This window comes from Arenibacter antarcticus (assembly GCF_041320605.1).
Lineage (GTDB): Bacteria > Bacteroidota > Bacteroidia > Flavobacteriales > Flavobacteriaceae > Arenibacter > Arenibacter antarcticus.
Genome location: NZ_CP166679.1, coordinates 2,491,002 through 2,511,648, shown reverse-complemented (window position 1 = coordinate 2,511,648; position 20,647 = coordinate 2,491,002). Strand labels below are relative to the sequence as shown.

General features: G+C 38.3%; 25 protein-coding genes. 2 read left to right on the top strand and 23 right to left on the bottom strand.

From position 1 onward, the window contains the following. Positions 1–97 precede the first annotated feature (97 nt). Positions 98–1,882, bottom strand: coding sequence for an arginine--tRNA ligase (gene argS / locus KCTC52924_RS10315; RefSeq protein ID WP_251808144.1), 1,785 nt, complete (start codon positions 1,880–1,882; stop codon positions 98–100). 152 nt (positions 1,883–2,034) lie between these two features. On the opposite strand from argS, the gene KCTC52924_RS10310 reads away from it, so the two are divergent. Next, positions 2,035–2,460 carry a hypothetical protein gene (locus tag KCTC52924_RS10310; RefSeq protein ID WP_251808143.1) on the top strand — a complete coding sequence of 142 codons (426 nt, stop codon included), beginning with the start codon at positions 2,035–2,037 and terminating at the stop codon, positions 2,458–2,460. Positions 2,461–2,585: 125 nt separating this feature from the next. Further along, on the top strand, positions 2,586–4,100 hold the full coding sequence (locus tag KCTC52924_RS10305; protein WP_353057505.1) for a BCCT family transporter: 1,515 nt from the start codon (positions 2,586–2,588) through the stop codon (positions 4,098–4,100). Positions 4,101–4,165: 65 nt separating this feature from the next. Here KCTC52924_RS10305 and ctlX read toward each other — a convergent pair whose 3' ends face one another. The 22 genes from ctlX to rpsN all read right to left on the bottom strand — a co-directional run bounded on the left by ctlX (position 4,166) and on the right by rpsN (position 20,646). Beyond that, a complete protein-coding gene (gene ctlX, locus KCTC52924_RS10300; protein WP_251808141.1) occupies positions 4,166–5,095 on the bottom strand; it encodes a citrulline utilization hydrolase CtlX in 930 nt (309 codons plus the stop codon). Between the two features lie 249 nt (positions 5,096–5,344). Further along, positions 5,345–6,259, bottom strand: coding sequence for a dimethylarginine dimethylaminohydrolase family protein (locus tag KCTC52924_RS10295; protein ID WP_251808140.1), 915 nt, complete (start codon positions 6,257–6,259; stop codon positions 5,345–5,347). 99 nt (positions 6,260–6,358) lie between these two features. After that, positions 6,359–7,642, bottom strand: coding sequence for a citrate synthase (locus tag KCTC52924_RS10290; RefSeq protein ID WP_251808139.1), 1,284 nt, complete (start codon positions 7,640–7,642; stop codon positions 6,359–6,361). A 122-nt stretch (positions 7,643–7,764) separates the two neighbouring features. After that, the gene (locus KCTC52924_RS10285; protein WP_251808138.1) at positions 7,765–9,306 is read right to left on the bottom strand and encodes a glycogen synthase; all 1,542 of its coding nucleotides are present in this window, start codon (positions 9,304–9,306) and stop codon (positions 7,765–7,767) included. Positions 9,307–9,452: 146 nt separating this feature from the next. Next, complete coding sequence (gene eno, locus KCTC52924_RS10280; RefSeq protein ID WP_251808137.1) at positions 9,453–10,745, bottom strand: phosphopyruvate hydratase; 1,293 nt, start codon at positions 10,743–10,745, stop codon at positions 9,453–9,455. Positions 10,746–10,863: 118 nt separating this feature from the next. Continuing rightward, positions 10,864–11,976, bottom strand: a complete 1,113-nt coding sequence (carA, locus tag KCTC52924_RS10275; RefSeq protein ID WP_251808136.1) for a glutamine-hydrolyzing carbamoyl-phosphate synthase small subunit — start codon at positions 11,974–11,976, stop codon at positions 10,864–10,866. Between the two features lie 71 nt (positions 11,977–12,047). Next, a complete protein-coding gene (locus tag KCTC52924_RS10270; RefSeq protein WP_251808135.1) occupies positions 12,048–12,743 on the bottom strand; it encodes a hypothetical protein in 696 nt (231 codons plus the stop codon). Between the two features lie 151 nt (positions 12,744–12,894). Next, a complete protein-coding gene (gene rplQ / locus KCTC52924_RS10265) occupies positions 12,895–13,428 on the bottom strand; it encodes a 50S ribosomal protein L17 (RefSeq protein WP_251808134.1) in 534 nt (177 codons plus the stop codon). Positions 13,429–13,485: 57 nt separating this feature from the next. Further along, a complete protein-coding gene (locus tag KCTC52924_RS10260) occupies positions 13,486–14,478 on the bottom strand; it encodes a DNA-directed RNA polymerase subunit alpha (protein ID WP_251808133.1) in 993 nt (330 codons plus the stop codon). An 18-nt stretch (positions 14,479–14,496) separates the two neighbouring features. Next, positions 14,497–15,102: a 30S ribosomal protein S4 gene (rpsD, locus tag KCTC52924_RS10255; protein WP_251808132.1), complete on the bottom strand. Its 606-nt coding sequence runs from the start codon at positions 15,100–15,102 to the stop codon at positions 14,497–14,499. 104 nt (positions 15,103–15,206) lie between these two features. Then, positions 15,207–15,599: a 30S ribosomal protein S11 gene (gene rpsK / locus KCTC52924_RS10250; RefSeq protein ID WP_251808131.1), complete on the bottom strand. Its 393-nt coding sequence runs from the start codon at positions 15,597–15,599 to the stop codon at positions 15,207–15,209. A gap of 13 nt (positions 15,600–15,612) precedes the next feature. Beyond that, a complete protein-coding gene (gene rpsM, locus KCTC52924_RS10245) occupies positions 15,613–15,987 on the bottom strand; it encodes a 30S ribosomal protein S13 (RefSeq protein WP_251808130.1) in 375 nt (124 codons plus the stop codon). Positions 15,988–15,989: 2 nt separating this feature from the next. Next, complete coding sequence (gene ykgO, locus KCTC52924_RS10240; protein WP_013621733.1) at positions 15,990–16,106, bottom strand: type B 50S ribosomal protein L36; 117 nt, start codon at positions 16,104–16,106, stop codon at positions 15,990–15,992. Positions 16,107–16,115: 9 nt separating this feature from the next. Further along, the gene (gene infA / locus KCTC52924_RS10235) at positions 16,116–16,331 is read right to left on the bottom strand and encodes a translation initiation factor IF-1 (protein WP_013305172.1); all 216 of its coding nucleotides are present in this window, start codon (positions 16,329–16,331) and stop codon (positions 16,116–16,118) included. A gap of 3 nt (positions 16,332–16,334) precedes the next feature. Beyond that, positions 16,335–17,678: a preprotein translocase subunit SecY gene (gene secY, locus KCTC52924_RS10230; protein ID WP_251808129.1), complete on the bottom strand. Its 1,344-nt coding sequence runs from the start codon at positions 17,676–17,678 to the stop codon at positions 16,335–16,337. Between the two features lie 13 nt (positions 17,679–17,691). Next, on the bottom strand, positions 17,692–18,144 hold the full coding sequence (gene rplO, locus KCTC52924_RS10225) for a 50S ribosomal protein L15 (RefSeq protein WP_251808128.1): 453 nt from the start codon (positions 18,142–18,144) through the stop codon (positions 17,692–17,694). A 15-nt stretch (positions 18,145–18,159) separates the two neighbouring features. After that, entirely contained in the window at positions 18,160–18,339 is a 180-nt protein-coding gene (rpmD, locus tag KCTC52924_RS10220) for a 50S ribosomal protein L30 (protein ID WP_251808127.1), read from the bottom strand. 111 nt (positions 18,340–18,450) lie between these two features. Then, the gene (rpsE, locus tag KCTC52924_RS10215; protein ID WP_251808126.1) at positions 18,451–18,975 is read right to left on the bottom strand and encodes a 30S ribosomal protein S5; all 525 of its coding nucleotides are present in this window, start codon (positions 18,973–18,975) and stop codon (positions 18,451–18,453) included. 7 nt (positions 18,976–18,982) lie between these two features. Further along, positions 18,983–19,339 (bottom strand): 50S ribosomal protein L18, encoded by a 357-nt coding sequence (gene rplR, locus KCTC52924_RS10210; protein ID WP_251808125.1) that lies wholly within the window; start codon positions 19,337–19,339, stop codon positions 18,983–18,985. An 11-nt stretch (positions 19,340–19,350) separates the two neighbouring features. Continuing rightward, complete coding sequence (rplF, locus tag KCTC52924_RS10205) at positions 19,351–19,893, bottom strand: 50S ribosomal protein L6 (protein WP_251808124.1); 543 nt, start codon at positions 19,891–19,893, stop codon at positions 19,351–19,353. A gap of 20 nt (positions 19,894–19,913) precedes the next feature. After that, on the bottom strand, positions 19,914–20,312 hold the full coding sequence (rpsH, locus tag KCTC52924_RS10200; RefSeq protein WP_251808123.1) for a 30S ribosomal protein S8: 399 nt from the start codon (positions 20,310–20,312) through the stop codon (positions 19,914–19,916). 64 nt (positions 20,313–20,376) lie between these two features. Beyond that, the gene (rpsN, locus tag KCTC52924_RS10195; RefSeq protein ID WP_251808122.1) at positions 20,377–20,646 is read right to left on the bottom strand and encodes a 30S ribosomal protein S14; all 270 of its coding nucleotides are present in this window, start codon (positions 20,644–20,646) and stop codon (positions 20,377–20,379) included. Position 20,647: the final 1 nt, after the last annotated feature.

Here is a 20,647-nt window from a genome sequence, read left to right as displayed (position 1 = left end):
AAACATAAACTCCATCACAGAATTTTGCATCACCCAATAGTAGGTAACAAACGCATCAATCACTTGGGGCAACCCAATAAGTGAGGCTAAATCTTCCTTACATCCTTTCTGGAACCTGAATTCCTAAAAGCTTGAATGCAGATTTAATGACCTCCCCCACTTTTTTAGCCAATTGAATTCGGAATATTTTTTTATTCTCATCCGTTTCGCCCAATATGGAAACGTTTTGATAGAAGGAATTAAACTCCTTTACCAAATCGTAGGTATAATTGGCCAATAGGGCGGGACTAAAGTTATCTGCAGCCTGCTGTAGGGTCTCCGGGAATAATTGAATCTGTTTTAAAAGTTCTTTTTCCTTTTCATGCAGTTCAACCAGCTCCTTAGCCACTGAAATATCATAATTCAGCTCCTCGCCTTTCCTTAGAATAGACTGGATTCTTGCATAGGTATATTGAATAAACGGACCTGTATTACCTTGAAAATCTACCGATTCCTCTGGATTGAACAGGATGCGTTTTTTGGGATCCACTTTAAGGATATAATATTTAAGGGCCCCCATACCTATAATTTTATAAAGCTCCTGCTTTTCCTCTTCCGAATAGTCCTCTAATTTACCTAGTTCCTCAGAAATTTCCGCTGCGGTACGGGCCATATCCTCCATAAGCTCATCTGCATCTACAACGGTCCCCTCCCTACTTTTCATTTTTCCACTTGGCAGGTCTACCATTCCATAGCTTAAATGATAGAGATTATCTGCCCAGTCAAACCCAAGTTTTTTAAGGATTAGGAAGAGCACTTTAAAATGATAATCCTGTTCGTTACCTACCGTATATACCATACCTTTTACTTCCGGATTATCCTGAACCCGTTGTATGGCAGTCCCTATATCTTGAGTCATATATACCGCGGTACCGTCCGATCTCAGAACTATCTTTTCATCTAAGCCTTCATCGGTAAGATCTATCCACACACTTCCATCGTCTTTCTTATAAAAAACACCCCTTTTAAGTCCGTCTTCCACAAAATCTTTCCCCAACAAATAGGTATTGCTCTCGTAGTACAACTGATCAAAATCTACGCCTAGGTTTTTATAGGTGACATCAAATCCTTTATAGACCCAAGAATTCATGGTTTCCCAAAGCTGTACCACCTCTGGATCACCAGCCTCCCATTTTATAAGCATATTCTGGGCTTCCAAAAGTAAGGGAGCTTCTTTCTCTGCTACATCAGATTTAACACCTTCCGCAATCATAGCAGCAATTTCTTCCTTATAGGCCTTATCAAAAGCTACATAGTAATTCCCTACTAATTTATCCCCTTTTAGACCCGTACTTTCAGGTGTTTCGCCATTCCCAAATCGCTGCCAGGCAAGCATACTCTTGCAAATATGGATTCCTCTATCATTAATAATCTGGGTTTTATACACTTTTTTTCCAGAAGCTTTAATGATCTCTGCCACGGAATATCCCAACAAATTGTTTCGAACATGCCCCAAATGCAGTGGCTTATTAGTATTAGGCGAAGAATACTCCACCATAATGGCTTTATCCTTGTTTTGGGGCACAAAACCAAAATTTGGATCTCCCAATATTCTATTAAAAAAATCGAGATAATACCTATTACCGATCGTTATATTCAAAAACCCTTTCACCACATTGAAATCCTCCACTTCATCTACTTCATTCTTCAGGAACTGGCCTATTTGCTCGCCTATTTGTACTGGATTACCTTTTACCACACGTAACATTGGAAAAATCACAACGGTAATATCCCCAGCAAATTCTTTTCTTGTGGGTTGAAATTCTACCGTTGGCAATTGAACCTTATATATTGAGGTTATCGCTTCCTTTACCTTCTGGGATAAGACTTCTTGAATGTTCATTAAATTCTGGTGTTTAAGGCTGCAAAATTAAGCATTTTTATTGTTACACTGAGATGTTCGCCCGTAGCAGCGGCTGAAGTAGGAAGATTTCTTTAACTTTATAACAATTAACACTATTACCAAAATTCCAATTAAGGAAATAAAATGTAAATATGCTAGTCAACGTCTCTTATAACAACAAGGATATCATTCGAAAAATAGAACAAGAAGTAGGCAAACCGTTTTCATTTCAAGAGCGATTCGCCCTAGATGGAATTGGCTCCCCTAAATTAATAATTATAGACAGTAGCATCCATATTAAAAACCTGTTGATTTTAGACAATAACACCGATTCTTGCAATATAGAACTACGTCCTAAAGGAATAATAATCCGATTTAGATCACTATTGGAAACCTTTGGATTAATTATACCCTATTACAAGCTCTCGCTCTACAAAACCGATTATGGATTATACACTATTTATAGGGACCAGTATTACGTTAAGATTAGAGCGGACACCAAGGCCATTCAAAAGTTTTTCACAAAGATATTGGGCCATAGGGCAGACAATACCCCTACCAAAATTGAAGATCTCTAATAGCTTACTGTAGGTTTTAGTTTTAGACCAAGGAAAATAGGACCAGCTTCTTGAGCTCCAAATATTGTTAATCGGGAAACTAAATAGGCACAGCACATCTATGACCTAAGGTTAGGAAAAAACTTATATTTATAGGACTAAAGTCAAACAATATCAAAACGCTAAAAACCATTTTTAGAAACCCCTTACTTTCCATTTCTATCGGAATCCTGTCTATTTCGACCTTGGTCGTATTTCTAGCAACCAAATCTAGTTATAACGCCATAGAAATCGCCTCTGTATGGGTAAGAAACCATTTTGGTCAGTTTTACCTCTATCTAGGATTGGGCTGTGTTCTTCTTTTGCTGGGCGTCGCAATATCACCCTTGGGAAAAATAAAACTCGGAAAACCGTCACAAGGTCCGGAACACAGTATTTGGGCGTGGACGGCTATGTTGTACAGTGCAGGGATGGGAGCCGGAATCTTATTAAGGGCGGTACAAGAACCCGTTTTTATGCAGCAAAATTCACCTTACCCTTCCCAAGTCTCCCCAGACATCTTGGCTTTGGTGTACACGTTTTACCAATGGGGATTTACAGCATGGGCATTCTACGGGTTATTTGCTATGGTAATTGGTTATTTCCTCTTCGTTAAAAAGAAAAAAGTTTTAGTGAGCGCAACCATAGAAGATGTAATTCCACAAAAATCTTTTAAAATTGCTATAGACACCCTCACCGTAATCACTACGGTATTTGGTTTGGTTGCCGCAATAGGCTTGGGCACTACTCAAATAAATGGGGGATTAAACCATATTTTCTCCACCCAAAACGGATTGTTCACCACCTTAATATTGGCTACAATAATTTCATCCCTCGCTTTTTATTCCGCCTGGAGCGGAGTAAATAAAGGAATAAAGGTAATCTCCAAAATAAATATCCTTATAACCTTGGCCTTGTTGCTCTTTACCTTTGTAAATAGTGATATGAGTGCTATCCTTATCAATTTTTATAAAGCGACATTACAATATCTAAAAGATTTTATTCCAATGAGTTTGGCCTACGGAGATTATGACCCCGGCATTGTATTTCTTACAGATTGGACCTATTATTATTGGGCATTCTGGATTGCTTGGGCCCCTTTTACAGGAATATTTATAGCACGAATATCCAAAGGACGGTCCTTAAGGCAATTGTTATTAGGCGTCTTAATCATCCCCAGCTTGGGTACCTTTTTTTGGTTTTCCGTTTTTGGCACTTCTGCCTTTCAACTAATGGAGGGATGGGGAACTTACCAAGGTGAATTTGCGGGTGTATTTTCCTCCATTTTTATATTCTTCGCCAATTATCCTTTGGCCACCATTCTAAACGTAACAACCATAGTGCTCCTTATTGGTTTCTTGGTCACCTCGGTAGATTCTGCCGTCTTTGTCCTTAGTATGTTCTCGGATAAAGGAAAAAAAAACCCGAGTAAAACCCATAGATTGCTATGGTCTATTTTTATATTCCTAACTACAGTTGCCTTGATTTTATTGGGAAATGCAAAACCGGATATTGATGTGTTGGTTGCGGCACAAAAACTCCTCATCATTACTTCACTGCCCTTCGCTTTCTTTATGGTTGCCATGACCTTCTTATTCTTAAGGCAGTTAATGAAGAAATAACTTCGTTCTTTAAGTTCTAGGAATAGCCTCAAATGAGGAGGTAGTAAAATTTTGTATCGATTATACTATTTTTTAGGCAAAAACACCTCTGCCATCATACACCTCGCACTTCCACCTCCACAAGTTTCTATTGTTTCCAAAGAGCTGTGTACTATTCCACAATGTTTTTCTATGGCTGTTATCTGTTCAGGCCTCAGGCTATTGAATGCTGCCGTGCTCATTACGAGGAACCGCCTATCGCCCATACCCAATACCTGAATCATATTCCCTGCAAATTGGTGCATTTGGGCTTCTGTAATAGTTATTATTTCCTTCCCATCTTGCTTTAAATGGGACACCACATTTTTCTTCTCTTTTTTATCGTCAATACTGTCCAAGCAGATTACTGCGAAGGATTCTGCTAAGCACATCATCACATTGGTATGATAAATTGGCTTTCTTCCCCCACCAACCGATTGGAAAGCGGTAAATATGACCGGAGTATATTCGAAATCCTCACAAAATTCGATAAAAAGATCCTCATCGGCACGTACAGAAAGTGCACAATAAGCCTTTTTGTTTACCCTGTCCAATATAACGCTGCCAGTAGATTCCAGAAAATATCCTTCGTCCTCAGCAGAGGTATAATCCATAACATTATGGATAACAAAACCTTTTTCCTCTAAAATATCCAACACATCCTCCCTGCGTTCCTTTCTTCTGTTTTCCGCAAACAGCGGATAGAGTCCCACAGTACCATCATCGTGAAAGGATATCCAATTGTTGGGGAATACAGCATCGGGAGTATCTACCTTATCATTGTCCTCAACAACAATTACATTAACGCCTTTTTCCCTCAATACCAGAACAAAAGCATCAAATTCAGCCTGTGCCCTACTATTAATCTCCTGATTCTTTATATCGATATCTTCCTGAAAGTAATTATTTACTGCAGTTTGCTCATTCATCCGAAAATTTACGGGTCGGATCATTAGAACGGTATTGGTGATTTGCATTGCTTTTATTTTTTATATAGTTGAATTACTACTCCTCAGTTACTTAAAAGAGGTCGAAAGCTACTTGAATCGTTGATTCTTACTAATATTTTCGACACTAACATAAGCCCATACGAGCAAATCTATTCCCCCCCCTAGTGTTTAATAAAATATTACTTGAGGGCAAAGTGGCCTCCATTACTAGGTGCCACTGGTGAAATCCGATATTCAATTATCGGTATTTTTCTATACTGGGGGAAAGAAAATATCTTACTCTCTAACTAGGGGCAAGGTACTACATCTTAACAATCCCTCTTGTTTCGCTATTTCAGCATAGGGTATTTCCTCTACAGTAAAACCACGATCTCGCAACCAATTGTTCAATCTGGTAAAGTTGCGTTCCGATACCACCACTGTGGGTGAAATGGAAAAAACATTGCTCATCATACTATACATCTCGTCTTTGGTGATTTCGAAAACCTTATCTTTCCCAAAGTAATCCAACAACCACTGGTATTCCTCTTCTATTAGGAATCCATTTTCATGTAAAATGGCCATATCCTTTCCTATAGGTTGAAAACAGCAGTCTAAGTGCAGGGCATTCTCCCTTGCATTGGTATTGGATTTCCGGAGTTGGAACGATTTCACAATTTTATTTGGAAATTTTTCCTTAATAAAATCAACCGCCGCGTTATTAGTCCTAGCGGTAATGTAGCTAGCATATTCTGGTCCGGTATAGACCCCTATAAATATATATTCTTTCCAAGGCATTACATCCCCACCTTCTATATGCACTTCTTTAGGGGGGTAAATAATCTGATCTTCCTTTATCTTTTCCAGCACATATTTAATGGCCTGAAACTCTTCTTCCCTATCTGGGAGGATATTTGCTTTTATCAACTTATCTTCAATAACGAATGCAATATCCCGAGAGAATATTTGGTTGCAATCCGTTATTACCTTAGGTCTAAAAACTTGGACATTGTATTTCCTTAGGACCGCTACAAACGCATCCATTTCCCGAATCATATCGGTTTCAACGGGGTACGTGCCAGCCAAAATGTGTTCCAATGACTTTGGATCATATGCCTCCTCAGCTTGGGGGGTAGGACCACTACTTTCTGCAGTTCCCAAAACCACCGACCTTAATCTGGAAGTCTCATCAGTAACGTTCAACTTTAGCATCGCTAATTTTTAAGCAAATATAGAAATACTTATACTTATAATTTAAACTGCCCTAAGTATAAATTATACTTAGGGCAGTTTAAATAAGATGATAAATTTTTATCTTTCATCTAAGGGAACAAAGCTTCTGACTGTAGGCCCTATATACACTTGTCTAGGTCGCCCTATAGGCTCCTTATTCAGTCTCATTTCTCTCCATTGGGCTATCCACCCTGGCAATCTACCAAGGGCAAACATTACAGTAAACATTTCTGTTGGAATTCCTAAAGACCTATATATTATTCCGGAATAAAAATCCACATTTGGATATAATTTTCTATCCACAAAATACTTATCATCCAAGGCCTCTTTTTCCAAACCTTTGGCAATATCCAAAATAGAATCTTCCACACCTAGGTCGGCCAATACTTCGTCTGCTGCTTTCTTGATTATTTTAGCCCTTGGGTCAAAATTCTTATACACCCTATGCCCAAATCCCATTAAACGGAACGGGTCATTTTTATCCTTGGCCTTGGCCATATATTTTTTAGTATCCCCACCGTCGGCCTCAATGGCTTCAAGCATTTCTAATACGGCCTGATTGGCTCCACCGTGCAATGGTCCCCATAAGGCAGATATCCCTGCGGACAATGAAGCAAATAGTCCGGCATGTGAAGATCCTACCATACGAACGGTAGAAGTGGAACAATTTTGTTCGTGGTCTGCATGCAAAATCAATAATTTATCCAATGCATCTATGACCACCTTGTTCTTTTCATATTTATGATTGGGTTTTTTAAACATCATTTTATGGATGTTCTCTACATAGCCCAACGTATCATCACCGTAATCTAACGGCAATCCTTTTTTCTTTCTTAATGTCCAAGCTACCAAAACGGGAAATTTAGCCATTATTCTAACAATGGCCCAGTACATTTCCTTTTCGGAGGAGACATTAACAGAGGTAGGATTAAAGGCAATCAAAGCGCAAGTTAAACAGGAAAGCACTCCCATTGGATGTGCCGATTTTGGAAAACCATCCAAAATCTTTTTCATTTCCTCATCAACATGGGATTCTCCCTTAATATCGTTATGAAATTTATCAAGTGCTTCTTGATTGGGTAATTCACCAAAAATTAGCAAATAAGCCACTTCTAAGAAATCTGCCTTTTCCGCCAATTCTTCGATGGAATACCCCCTATACCTTAAAATGCCCTTCTCTCCGTCCAAAAAAGTTATGGCACTCTTACAAGAGCCTGTATTTTTATATCCAGGATCTATGGTAATCATTCCCGTAGCAGAGCGGATAGTTTTAATATCTATGGCCAATTCATTTTCAGTGCCTCTTATAACGGGAAATTCGTAACTTTTCCCGTCGTATTCCAATCTTGCGTTATTTGACATTCTTAACTTCCTGTTTTTTTGATTAGTCGTAAAATTACTAAAAACACTTTAGCTTAACAATTGAAGATTTCTTATTTCACAAATAATTTTAAAATCTTTTTATAATATGGCTCTATTTTGGGTTATGGATTAATGGAGTACAAATATTTATAGTAATCATCCACCGATTTTTCCCAGGTAAACCGCATTTTCTTAGCGTTGGCGCAGATCTGTTTCCACTTTGGTTTATCGTTCCCATACACATCCAGTGCCTGATCCATAACCTCTAGCATATTTTCAATTTTTTCATCATAGGTCTTCCCATCAAAACTAAAGCCCGTTTTCATATGGGAGACGGTATCTTTTAGTCCTCCAGTGTTATGTACTAGGCAAGGATTTCCATTTCTCATGGACAGCATTTGGCTAATTCCACAAGGCTCAAACAAGCTGGGCATAAAATAGAGATCGGTTTCTAAGTAAATAGAGTCTATAAGATCTTCCGATTGCCCATTGGTAAAGATAAAATTCTCATGTTCGTAGCTCAATTTACGGAACAACTCCTCATAATCGGGAGCTCCTGTCCCTAAAAGCATAAAAATACCATCTACTTTTTTCAGCTTGTCTAAGATAGCTACAAAAGCCTCTGGAGATCGCATAAAGAAATAAAATTTTTGCTCTGTCAATCTGGCTACGCTAGACACAATAAATTTGGGTTTGTTGGAAACATATTGCATTACCTTCTCCCCGGTATGCGCTAAGAAATCGGCCTTGTATTTTTTATTTTCGTCCTGTAACCATCCAAAAAGTGCCTTTACAATATTGCGATAGATTAAGCCTTTCTCAGCTATTCTAATATTTTTATAATTGGCACCATTTAAAATCCCAAATAACCTTCCCTCGTTATTGGCCTGCTGTAAGTCGGACTCCAAGCCCTCCCCTCCAATAAATTCTGGTGGAGTGCTAGGCTTTAGTACATCTTCCTTATAGGACGGCGACACAGTATGTACAGCATCTGCAAGGCGAATCCCTACTGCCATAAGATTAACACAGTCATGATATCTGTGGTCCCTTAACCTCTGTTCATCTATAGGAATGTTCGGGAACCAATTGGATAAGGACGAATAATTTCCATAAAACGGACGTATACCCTGTATGGCCAAATTGTGTATAGTGTACACAAAGCGCATTTTTTTCAATTCCGTATAATCGGGATGATAGGTTTTCAGGAATAACAGAAGACTGGAATGCCAGTCGTGCATATGTATTACATCAAGGACTCCAAAATACCCCAATTTTATGGCTTCCGCTACTGCGGTACAAAAAATAGTGTATTTTACATTGTCCGAAAAAAATGGCTCCTCGGGATCATCGTGATAAATATGACCAATTTCTCCAGCTTGTATCTCGGGGTGATGAATAACATAATGATGCAGGTTGGCAAATTCTTTTTTGGGAGCTACTTCATAAAGTTCAGCGATGTATTCGGTTCCCCTTAAACTAATCGACATTGTGCCAATTAGGGTTCCGTTCTGATGTAATCTAGAATAAGACGGCACTACAATATGTGCGGAATCTCCCCGTTCAGAAATTTGCCTTGGCACATCCCTTACCACATCCCCCATACCTCCAGCCTTACATTGAGCGATACCATCGTTCTCAGCAGCTACAAATAAAAAGTTAATCATAGGGTCTAATTAAATGGTTAGTTAATATTTCATAATATAATTATTTATTTCTGATAAGCGACCAATTCACAGGCATTTTTAATGAAAAAAATGCCTTTCAAAACTTGAAAGGCATTTTTTTTAAAATATTCGATAATCTGAAATAATTATTTAATATTGAAAGCATTTTGTTGTGGGTAATAAGCCACACTTCCCAATTCTTCCTCAATTCTTAGCAACTGATTATATTTTGCCATTCTGTCTGATCTTGAAGCTGAACCAGTTTTAATTTGACCTGTATTTAAGGCTACGGCAAGATCGGCAATTGTATTATCCTCAGTTTCCCCTGAACGGTGCGACATAACGGAGGTATACCCTGCATTTTTGGCCATATTTACGGCTGCAATGGTCTCAGTCAACGTTCCGATCTGGTTCACCTTAATCAGGATAGAGTTTGCGATACCTTCTTTAATACCTCTAGATAGACGCTCTACATTGGTCACAAATAAATCATCCCCAACCAACTGTACCTTATCACCAATTTTATCGGTCAAGGCTTTCCAACCATCCCAATCGTTCTCATCCATTCCATCCTCAATAGAAATGATAGGATATTTGGCACTCAAATCTGCCAAATACTGAGCCTGTTCCTCAGAAGTTCTTATTACTCCCTTATCTCCTTCAAATTTAGTATAATCGTATTTACCATCTACATAGAATTCTGCAGCGGCACAATCAAGAGCAATCATTATTTCATCTCCTAACTTGTATCCCGCTTTTTCTACCGCTACTGCAATGGTATCCAATGCATCTTCGGTTCCACCTGCAAGATTGGGAGCAAATCCACCTTCATCACCTACTGCTGTACTCAATCCCCTGTCGTGAAGCACTTGCTTAAGATTATGGAAGATTTCAGTCCCCATTTGCATGGCATGAGAGAAACTATTTGCCTTTACAGGCATTACCATAAATTCTTGAAATGCGATCGGAGCATCGGAATGCGAGCCTCCATTAATAATATTCATCATTGGAACAGGTAAAGTGTTAGCACTTACCCCTCCAACATACCTAAACAAAGACATACCTAACTCATTGGCAGCTGCCTTAGCTACTGCTAAGGATACCCCCAAGATGGCATTGGCTCCTAATTTAGATTTATTTGGTGTACCGTCTAGTTCTATCATTACCTGGTCTACCAAGTTTTGTTCAAAAACAGACATACCAAGTATTTCTTCAGCGATCAAAGTATTTACATTCCTCACTGCCTGAGTGACACCTTTACCCATGAATGCTTTACCTCCATCACGTAGCTCTACGGCCTCGTGCTCCCCAGTGGAAGCCCCGGAAGGAACTGCTGCCCTGCCCATAACGCCATTTTCCGTGATTACATCTACCTCTACCGTAGGATTGCCTCTAGAATCCAAAATTTGTCGTGCATGAACACTTAGGATGATACTCATATGTTGTTATTTTAATTTTAGTTAAATTATTATACAAATATAGCAAAGGAACCCCGTTTCCTCCTACTATTATTGGGGTTAATAGCGTTTTAATAACTATTAAATAAACTATAACGTTTTAGTGTGATGCGGATTCGATCATTTCAAAAAACTGATCGAACAGGTAATTTGCATCATTAGGCCCGGGACTAGCCTCGGGATGGTATTGTACAGAAATAACATTTTTTCCCTTCATTTTCATTCCTGCCAAGGTATTGTCATTTAGATGCAAATGGGTGATTTCTAAATCAGGATTAGCCTCTGCTTCTTCCTTATTTACAGCAAAACCATGATTTTGGGATGTAATCTCGCCTTTCCCCGTAACTAGGTTCATCACAGGGTGATTAATACCCCTATGCCCATTGTGCATTTTGTAGGTAGAGACCCCATTGGCCAAAGCTATTACTTGATGTCCTAAGCAAATCCCAAACAAGGGTTTGCCTGAAGCAATCACTTTCTTGGTTGCCGCAATAGCATCGTACAACGGATCTGGATCCCCTGGACCATTGGAAACAAAATAGCCATCAGGATTCCATTCACTCATTTCCTCAAAGGACGCATTGTACGGAAAGACCTTAATGTAAGCATCCCGTGCAGCCAAATTCCTAAGTATATTATTTTTAATTCCAATATCGAGAGCAGAAATCTTATATTTTGCATCCTCAGCACCATAGTAATAAGCTTCCTTTGTAGAAACTTGTGACGCAAGTTCTAAACCTTCCATGCTAGGCACTTCCGCTAATTTCCTTTTTAATCCTTCTACATTATCTACATCGGTAGAAATAACGGCATTCATTGCCCCGTGATCCCTAATGTAACCAACTAATGCCCTTGTATCTACGTCTGAAATAGCAAATAGATTGCTCTTCTCCATAAATTCTAACAAACTGGCATCGGATGATGGCCTAGAATAGGTATAACTAAAATTTTTACATACCAATCCAGATATCTTGACTGAATCGGATTCTACCTCTTCCTTATGTGTTCCATAATTACCGATGTGAGCATTAGTGGTCACCATGATCTGACCAAAATAGGAAGGATCGGTAAATATCTCTTGATAGCCGGTCATTCCCGTATTAAAACAAGCCTCTCCAAAGACGGTCCCTTCCTTATCCCCTACGGATTTACCGTGAAAAATAGTTCCATCGGCCAATAACAATATTGCTTTTTTTCTTGTTTGATACTTCATTTCTAGTGTTCCCTTTATTTAATTGACAAAATGATATAAACTCGGTTTCCTCCTTAAAAGAACCTTTTAAATTAAATAGAATTATAATATTTTAAAATATGGGCTACATCATCTATCTTATTGAACTTTAATTTATTCTGTTTTGCAAATTTTGTGACCATCTCCTTTTTATCTTCTTCTATTAAGGCAAAAATATGAGATTTTCTTAATTTAATAGTTTCCAACTCCTTGCTAGTACCTCTTTTAATATAATACATTGGATCTTGCACAAGTTCATCTGGCTGGCTCTTTTCTTTGGTTAAAGGATTAATTGCCCCTTTCTTTATTTTTATGGCATAATATTTCAGTAAGGTAGCTCCTTTAAAACTGACAATATTTTCAAAATAAGAGACTCTTGCACCCTTATCCCCCATATAACCAAAACGTTGAAATGTCTTTCCGTTAACAACTACTTTATCAACACTGGAAGGATTAATCACGAAAATAGAATCCTTTTCAAATTTAGCTTCAAAGTGATCATCTTTTAAATTATAGTTCAACCTATTTATCGCATAAATCTTATTTTTATAATAGATTTTGGAATCAGTTTCCCAATCCTTGAACAAATAATAAGATCCTCGTAATTGGTTATTGCTTTTACTTTCTTTTAAGGATTCTATTAAAACAGAAGATTTCACTTCATCAAAGTAAGAAACATTATCCAGACCCTTTTGTGCAAAGGCACTAATGGCATTAAAAAAGACACACAAAATTAAAAGGTATTTCATCAAAATGAGTTTGTTGTACAGTTAATTTCCTTGCGTTATAGTGGTTACATTAATTTCAAACAAATTTACGAGGAATCTAGCTTATTTAATATAAAAAAAGGATAAGCTTTTAGGCTTATCCTTTTTTATATGGTATTATGTAAAAACAGTATTACTCTTTAGAATCATCGGCTTTTGTATCAGCTTTTGTTTCTGGTTCTGTTTTTGTTTCCGTTTCGGCAGCTGGAGCAGCATCGGTATCCGTTTTCTTGGTTTTACCCCTTCTTGTAGTTTTTTGCTTCTTCGGCTTGCCAGCATTGTAGATTTCATTAAAATCTACCAATTCTATCATTGCCATATCCGCATTATCCCCAAGTCGGTTCCCCAACTTAATGATCCTTGTATAACCACCCGGTCTTTCGCCTATTTTATCAGCTACAGTGCTAAAAAGCTCGGTAACCGCATATTTATCGCGAAGATTCTTAAAAACGATACGACGGTTATGAGTGCCTTTTTCAACTGTCTGGTTGTTCTCTGCCTTAGATTTAGTAATCAGGGGCTCAACAAACTGTTTTAAGGCTTTCGCCTTGGCAACTGTGGTATTGATTCTCTTGTGCTCTATTAAAGAACAGGCCATATTTGCCAACATAGCTTTTCTATGGGCTGCCTTTCTTCCTAAATGATTAACTTTTTTGCCGTGTCTCATTGTACTTTTCTATATACTTTTCCTAGATATGGTTGTACCAACTCCTAAAAAGCGCTATTAATCTTTATCCAATTTATATTTTGACAAATCCATTCCGAAACTCAACCCTTTGTTGATGACCAATTCTTCCAATTCGGTCAAGGATTTTTTTCCAAAGTTTCTAAACTTCATTAAATCGTTCTTATTAAAGGAAACCAAGTCTCCCAAGGTATCCACCTCTGCCGCCTTTAAGCAGTTTAGTGCCCTTACCGAAAGATCCATGTCTACCAATTTGGTCTTTAAAAGCTGACGCATATGCAAAGATTCCTCATCGTAGGTCTCTGTTTGTGCAATCTCGTCTGCTTCCAAAGTAATTCGCTCATCTGAAAACAACATAAAGTGGTGTATAAGCACTTTTGCGCCTTCTGTTAAAGCATCTTTAGGGTGGATTGAACCATCGGTTACAATCTCGAAAACCAATTTCTCATAATCGGTTTTTTGCTCTACCCTAAAGTTTTCAATACTATACTTAACGTTCTTAATAGGCGTAAAGATAGAATCTACCTCAATAGTTCCCAACACGGCGTTTGACTTTTTGTTTTCCTCAGCTGGCACATAACCTCTACCTTTCTCGATAACGATATGCATGTTAATGCTTACTTTGGGATCCATGTTACAGATAACCAAATCTGGGTTTAGCACTTGATAGCCTGAAATGAATTTTTGAAAATCACCTGCTGTTAGTTGCTCCTTTCCACTAACGGAAATGGAAACAGTCTCACTGTCCACATCGTCAATCTGTCTCTTAAAACGAACTTGCTTAAGATTTAGAATGATTTCGGTAACGTCTTCCACAACACCTGAAATTACAGAAAACTCATGTTCTACCTTATCAATTCTGACAGAAGTGATAGCAAAACCTTCCAAGGATGAAAGCAAAACTCTTCTTAATGCGTTCCCAATTGTAAGGCCATAACCTGGTTCCAACGGACGAAATTCGAATTTGCCTTCGAAATCGGAGGAATCAATCATTATAACTTTATCGGGCTTCTGAAAATTTAATAATGCCATAACTGGATCAGTGTTGTTTTATTTAGAGTATAACTCAACTATTAATTGTTCTTTTATGTTCTCCGGAATTTGCATTCTCTCTGGAATAGCAACGAAGTTACCCTCTAATTTCTCCGAATTCCATGTAATCCACTCGTAAACGCTACTACTAGCGGACAAAGCATCAACAATGGTTTTTAGGGATTTAGATTTTTCCCTAACACCAACAACATCGCCAGGTTTTAGGGTATAGGAAGGAATATTTACCAAATGACCGTTAACGGTAATGTGTCTGTGGGAAACCAATTGTCTGGCTCCACTTCTAGAAGGGGAAATACCCATTCTGTACACAACATTATCCAAACGAGCCTCACATAGTTGAAGTAAAACCTCACCGGTTACTCCACCACTACTATTGGCTTTGCCAAAAATGTTCCTAAATTGTTTCTCCAAAATACCGTAGGTGTATTTTGCTTTTTGCTTTTCCATTAACTGGATAGCGTATTCAGACTTTTTACCACGACGTCTATTGTTACCGTGTTGTCCTGGAGGATAATTTCTTTTCTCAAAAGACTTATCATCTCCGAAAATCGCTTCCCCGAATTTACGGGCGATTTTTGTTTTTGGTCCTGTATATCTTGCCATTTTCTTTAAATTTGGCGGTGTGATCATGAATTAAGGCTAATCCTTCGATAATCGTAACTACACCTGCCTGAAAAACCCTTGTTTGGGCTATTGATTAATACTAATTATACTCTTCTTCTTTTTGGTGGTCTACAACCGTTGTGCGGCATTGGAGTTATATCGATAATCTCTGTAACCTCAATTCCGGAGTTGTGGATAGAACGAATGGCAGATTCCCTACCGTTTCCTGGTCCTTTCACATACACCTTTACCTTTCTTAAACCTGCTTCATGAGCAACCTTCGCACAATCCTCAGAGGCTATCTGAGCTGCGTAAGGAGTGTTCTTTTTAGAACCTCTAAAACCCATTTTACCTGCTGAAGACCAAGAGATAACATCTCCCTTTTTGTTGGTTAAAGAAATAATAATATTATTAAAAGAAGCAGTTACATGGGCTTCACCCACAGACTCTACTATAACTTTACGCTTCTTTGCCGCTTTTGCACTTGCCTTTGCCATAATATCCTACTTATTATTTAGTTGCCTTCTTTTTATTAGCAACTGTTTTTCTCTTACCTTTTCTTGTCCTAGAGTTGTTTTTGGTCCTTTGTCCCCTTAAAGGCAGACCAGATCTATGGCGAATACCTCTATAACAACCTATGTCCATTAAACGCTTAATGTTCAATTGGTTCTCCGAACGCAATTCTCCTTCAATTGTCAAAGAAGAAACTGCCTCACGAATTCGACCGATCTCATCATCGTTCCAGTCAGATACCTTGGTATCTTCACTTACTTGGGCAGTAGATAAAATTTCTTTTGCTCTACTACTTCCTATACCAAAAATATAGGTAAGGGCTATAACCCCTCTTTTTTGTTTTGGTATATCTACACCTGCGATTCTTGCCATAACTACCCTTGTCTTTGTTTAAATCTAGGATTCTTTTTATTAATTACGTACAATCTGCCTTTTCTGCGCACAATTTTGCACTCGGCACTTCTTTTTTTAATTGATGCTCTAACTTTCATCCTATTTGCTTAATATCTATATGTAATTCTTGCTTTAGTTAAATCGTACGGACTCATTTCTAGTTTTACCTTGTCTCCCGGAAGCAACTTAATATAATGCATACGCATCTTTCCTGAGATATGTGCCGTTACCACATGACCGTTTTCCAACTCTACGCGGAACATGGCATTTGACAATGCCTCGATAATGCTTCCATCCTGTTCAATTGCTGCTTGCTTGGCCATAAATTATGCTACCTTTCTATTTTTACCAGATTTCATCAACCCATCATAATGCCTATTCAGTAAATATGAATTTACCTGCTGCACGGTATCAATGGCCACACCTACCATAATCAATAGTGAAGTTCCTCCGTAGAATAAGGCCCATCCTGCCTGTACATCCATAAGCTTAACTATCACTGCCGGAAGAACCGCCAGCAAAGCTAGGAAAACTGATCCTGGCAACGTTATTAGGGACATAATCTTATCTAAGAAATCTCCAGTTTCTTTTCCGGGTCTAATCCCAGGAATAAATCCACCACTTCTCTTAAGATCATCGGCCATTTTATTGGTCGGTACTGTAATCGCCGTATAAAAATAGGTGAATACAATAATTAAAAACCCGAACAGTAAGTTATATGCCAAACCAAAAATATCCTGAAACTGAACTTCCATCCATTGCCCTACAGCTGTATTGTTAAATGTTTTCCCTAACAAACCAGGAGCAAACATTATAGCTTGGGCAAAAATGATTGGCATTACCCCAGAAGCATTCAATTTTAAAGGAATATATTGTCTAGACCCCGTGATGTTCTTTTCATACCCACCAGAAGCCGTACGTCTTGCATACTGTACTGGTATTTGGCGAGTAGCCATAACCAATAGTACACATAACAATATAACAACAAACCAAATAATCACTTCAATCAGCATAAACATTAGACCTCCGTTATTATTGGCAGTCCTAGATATAAATTCCTGAACAAAGTTTTGTGGCATGTTAGCGATAATCCCTACCATAATCAACAAGGAGATCCCATTTCCAATTCCCTTATCGGTAATCTTTTCTCCCAACCACATTGCGAAAATGGTTCCAGCTACCAATATTATTACCGAAGGCATAATAAAGTTAAGACCTTTACCAAAAACAAATGCACTTTCTGGAACTCCCAACGCTCCTAAACTGTACAAATAGGCGGGAGCCTGAACGATACATATACCAATGGTTAACCATCTAGTAATTTGATTGATCGTTTTTCTTCCACTTTCACCTTCCTTCTGTAATTTCTGCAGATAAGGAATAGCAATACCCATTAATTGCACTACAATAGAAGCAGAGATATAAGGCATTATCCCTAGCGCAAAAACCGAAGCATTGGATAATGCTCCTCCTGTAAATGCATTCAAAATACCTAAAATACCGCTATCCGTATTGGAAGCCAAAGCCCCCAATTGAGTAGAATCGATACCCGGAAGAACCACTTGTGCACCAAAACGATACACTAAAAGCAAACCAAGGGTAATCATAATCCTACCCCTAAGTTCTTCTATCTTCCAAATATTTGATAATGTATCGAAAAATTTCTTCATAGTATTTCTTTACTTATAAACCTATTGCTTCACCACCTGCAGCTTCTATTGCAGCCTTCGCAGTAGCAGTAAATTTATGTACAGAAACTTTAAGGGACGTCTTTAGTTCCCCACCACCTAATATTTTAACTAAGTCGTTTTTTCCTACCAATCTATTTTCCACAAGGATATCCAAAGTAACTACATCCTTTACAATTCCTTTATCAACCAATTCCTGAATCTTGTCTAAATTAACACCAGCGTATTCTTTCCTGTTGATGTTGGTAAAACCGAATTTAGGAACACGTCTTTGCAATGGCATCTGACCACCTTCAAAACCGAGTTTCTTAGAATATCCAGATCTGGATTTTGCTCCTTTATGTCCTCTGGTGGCGGTACCACCTTTACCAGAACCTTGTCCTCTTCCTACAACTTTACCGGCTCTTTGGACCGCGCCATCCGCAGGTTTTAAATTACTTAAATTCATAACACTAAAATTATATTAAGCTTCTACAATAGAAACTAAGTGTTTAACTTTATTTACCATTCCAAGAATGTTAGGGGTATCATCATGTTCTACCACCTGTCCAATCCTTCGTAAACCAAGAGCCTCTAAGGTTCTCTTTTGATTTTGAGCTCTTTTAATGGCGCTCTTTACCTGTTTTACTTTAATCTTTGCCATGTTTATCAGTTTTCAGTATTCAGTAATCAGCAATCCGTATCAGCAGTTTTCTGTTTTAACGCAACAATTCAACTCATCAATACTTCACACTTAATACTTGGTACTATAAATTTATCCTTTAAAAACTTTTTCCAAGGAAACACCTCTCTGAAGTGCTACCGTTTTGGCATCCCTAAGTTGTAAAAGTGCATCAAAGGTAGCTTTTACTACGTTGTGAGGGTTAGAAGATCCCTGAGATTTAGACAATACATCCTGAACCCCAACAGATTCCAATACCGCTCTAACAGCACCACCTGCAATTACTCCGGTACCGTGCGAAGCGGGCTGAATATACACTCTAGCTCCTCCGTATTTACCTTTTTGCTCATGTGGCAAAGTTCCTTTATTAAGAGGAATCCTGATAAGATTCTTTTTAGCTTCTTCGATCCCTTTGGCAATAGCTGTTGCGACTTCCTTGGACTTACCAAGACCGTGACCTACAACACCATTCTCATCACCAACAACAACGATAGCGGTAAATCCGAACGCCCTACCACCTTTGGTAACCTTGGTAACACGTTGTATCCCTACCAATTTATCTTTTAATTCTAAACCTCCCGGCTTAACAGTCTCTACGTTTTTGTATTTCTGATACATAATATTCTTAGAATTTTAATCCTGCTTCCCTTGCGCCTTCGGCCAATGATTTAACGCGTCCGTGGTATAAGTTGCCACCTCTATCAAAAGCTACCAATTCTATACCGGCTTCCTTTGCTTTTTCAGCAATAGCCTTACCTACCAAGTTTGCAACTTCTGTTTTAGTTCCTTTTGTCTTAGCCAATTCTTTATCCCTAGATGAAGCAGCTACCAAAGTAGTTCCGGCAACGTCATCGATCACTTGAGCATATATTTCACTATTACTTCTAAAAACAGCAAGTCTTGGCTTTTGTGCAGTACCCGTGGAGACTTTTCTAATTCTCCTTCTGATACGTAGTCTTCTTTCAGTCTTTGATAATCCCATAATCCAAATTATTAGGCTGATTTACCAGCTTTTCTTCTTAATACTTCTCCTACGAACTTAATACCTTTTCCTTTGTAAGGTTCTGGCTTACGGAAAGCCCTGATTTTTGCCGCTACTTGACCCACCAGCTGTTTATCATGGGAACTAAGCTTCACTATAGGATTCTTACCCTTTTCAGAGATAGTCTCTATTTTTACTTCTGGGGCGATATCCACAATAATATTATGTGAAAAACCTAATGCAAGGTCCAATTTCTGACCTTGATTACTTGCACGGTATCCTACACCTACCAATTCCAACTCTTTTATCCAACCTTTAGCAACCCCTTCAATCATATTAAAGATCAAAGACCTGTAAAGACCATGTTTTGCTTTGTGCTCCTTGGAATCAGACGGCCTTGTAACATATACTTGCCCGTCTTCTACCTTTACAGCCACTCCAGAAAATTTTTGGGAAAGTTCCCCCATCTTACCTTTTACGGTAATAACATCTTCCTTAACTTCTACGGTTACTCCCTCTGGAATTGCTATTGGATTATTACCTGTTCTAGACATTGTTCTAAATCTTTATTGTATTAATAAACATAACATAATACTTCCCCACCTGCATTCTCAAGCTTTGCTTGCTTACTGGTCATTACCCCATGTGAAGTAGAAACGATAGCAATACCAAGACCGTTTAGAACTCTAGGCAACTCCTTGGAGTTGGCGTATTTTCTAAGACCAGGCTTGCTTATCCGCTTAATTTTCCTGATGACAGGCTCTTTAGTGAACTTGTCGTATTTTAAAGCGATTTTTATAACACCCTGTACGGAATCGTCTTCAAATTTGTAGCTTAAAATATATCCTTGATCGAATAATATTTTAGTAATTTCTTTTTTTAAATTGGAAGCTGGTATCTCTACCACTCTGTGCCCTGCACTACTTGCGTTCCTAATTCTTGTTAGATAATCCGAAATTGGATCTGTGAACATAGTTATTGATTTGCGGTAACGGTTTTTAACATTTTGTTAAACCTGCAACCTATTTATATTTATTTTACCAGCTAGCTTTTCTTACTCCTGGAATTAGACCGTTATTGGCCATTTCCCTAAAAGTAACCCTAGATATACCGAAGGTTCTCATGTAACCTCTTGGTCTACCTGTAATCTTGCAACGGTTGTGCAAACGTACTGGAGAGGCATTCTTTGGCAATTTCTGCAATGCTTCGTAATCTCCAGCCTCTTTCAAAGCCTTCCTTTTCTCAGCATACTTAGCTACAGTCTTTTCTCTTTTGACCTCACGGGCCTTCATAGATTCTTTAGCCATA

What these genes read in the sequence shown, in the direction of transcription:
- argS (WP_251808144.1), bottom strand. Translation starts at nt 1,882, where the DNA reads ATGAACATTCAAGAAGTCTTATCCCAGAAGGTAAAGGAAGCGATAACC.
- KCTC52924_RS10310 (WP_251808143.1), top strand. Translation starts at nt 2,035, where the DNA reads ATGCTAGTCAACGTCTCTTATAACAACAAGGATATCATTCGAAAAATA.
- ctlX (WP_251808141.1), bottom strand. Translation starts at nt 5,095, where the DNA reads ATGCAAATCACCAATACCGTTCTAATGATCCGACCCGTAAATTTTCGG.
- KCTC52924_RS10295 (WP_251808140.1), bottom strand. Translation starts at nt 6,259, where the DNA reads ATGCTAAAGTTGAACGTTACTGATGAGACTTCCAGATTAAGGTCGGTG.
- KCTC52924_RS10290 (WP_251808139.1), bottom strand. Translation starts at nt 7,642, where the DNA reads ATGTCAAATAACGCAAGATTGGAATACGACGGGAAAAGTTACGAATTT.
- KCTC52924_RS10285 (WP_251808138.1), bottom strand. Translation starts at nt 9,306, where the DNA reads ATGATTAACTTTTTATTTGTAGCTGCTGAGAACGATGGTATCGCTCAA.
- eno (WP_251808137.1), bottom strand. Translation starts at nt 10,745, where the DNA reads ATGAGTATCATCCTAAGTGTTCATGCACGACAAATTTTGGATTCTAGA.
- carA (WP_251808136.1), bottom strand. Translation starts at nt 11,976, where the DNA reads ATGAAGTATCAAACAAGAAAAAAAGCAATATTGTTATTGGCCGATGGA.
- KCTC52924_RS10270 (WP_251808135.1), bottom strand. Translation starts at nt 12,743, where the DNA reads ATGAAATACCTTTTAATTTTGTGTGTCTTTTTTAATGCCATTAGTGCC.
- rplQ (WP_251808134.1), bottom strand. Translation starts at nt 13,428, where the DNA reads ATGAGACACGGCAAAAAAGTTAATCATTTAGGAAGAAAGGCAGCCCAT.
- KCTC52924_RS10260 (WP_251808133.1), bottom strand. Translation starts at nt 14,478, where the DNA reads ATGGCATTATTAAATTTTCAGAAGCCCGATAAAGTTATAATGATTGAT.
- rpsD (WP_251808132.1), bottom strand. Translation starts at nt 15,102, where the DNA reads ATGGCAAGATATACAGGACCAAAAACAAAAATCGCCCGTAAATTCGGG.
- rpsK (WP_251808131.1), bottom strand. Translation starts at nt 15,599, where the DNA reads ATGGCAAAGGCAAGTGCAAAAGCGGCAAAGAAGCGTAAAGTTATAGTA.
- rpsM (WP_251808130.1), bottom strand. Translation starts at nt 15,987, where the DNA reads ATGGCAAGAATCGCAGGTGTAGATATACCAAAACAAAAAAGAGGGGTT.
- ykgO (WP_013621733.1), bottom strand. Translation starts at nt 16,106, where the DNA reads ATGAAAGTTAGAGCATCAATTAAAAAAAGAAGTGCCGAGTGCAAAATT.
- infA (WP_013305172.1), bottom strand. Translation starts at nt 16,331, where the DNA reads ATGGCCAAGCAAGCAGCAATTGAACAGGATGGAAGCATTATCGAGGCA.
- secY (WP_251808129.1), bottom strand. Translation starts at nt 17,678, where the DNA reads ATGAAGAAATTTTTCGATACATTATCAAATATTTGGAAGATAGAAGAA.
- rplO (WP_251808128.1), bottom strand. Translation starts at nt 18,144, where the DNA reads ATGAATTTAAGTAATTTAAAACCTGCGGATGGCGCGGTCCAAAGAGCC.
- rpmD (WP_251808127.1), bottom strand. Translation starts at nt 18,339, where the DNA reads ATGGCAAAGATTAAAGTAAAACAGGTAAAGAGCGCCATTAAAAGAGCT.
- rpsE (WP_251808126.1), bottom strand. Translation starts at nt 18,975, where the DNA reads ATGTATCAGAAATACAAAAACGTAGAGACTGTTAAGCCGGGAGGTTTA.
- rplR (WP_251808125.1), bottom strand. Translation starts at nt 19,339, where the DNA reads ATGGGATTATCAAAGACTGAAAGAAGACTACGTATCAGAAGGAGAATT.
- rplF (WP_251808124.1), bottom strand. Translation starts at nt 19,893, where the DNA reads ATGTCTAGAACAGGTAATAATCCAATAGCAATTCCAGAGGGAGTAACC.
- rpsH (WP_251808123.1), bottom strand. Translation starts at nt 20,312, where the DNA reads ATGTTCACAGATCCAATTTCGGATTATCTAACAAGAATTAGGAACGCA.
- rpsN (WP_251808122.1), bottom strand. Translation starts at nt 20,646, where the DNA reads ATGGCTAAAGAATCTATGAAGGCCCGTGAGGTCAAAAGAGAAAAGACT.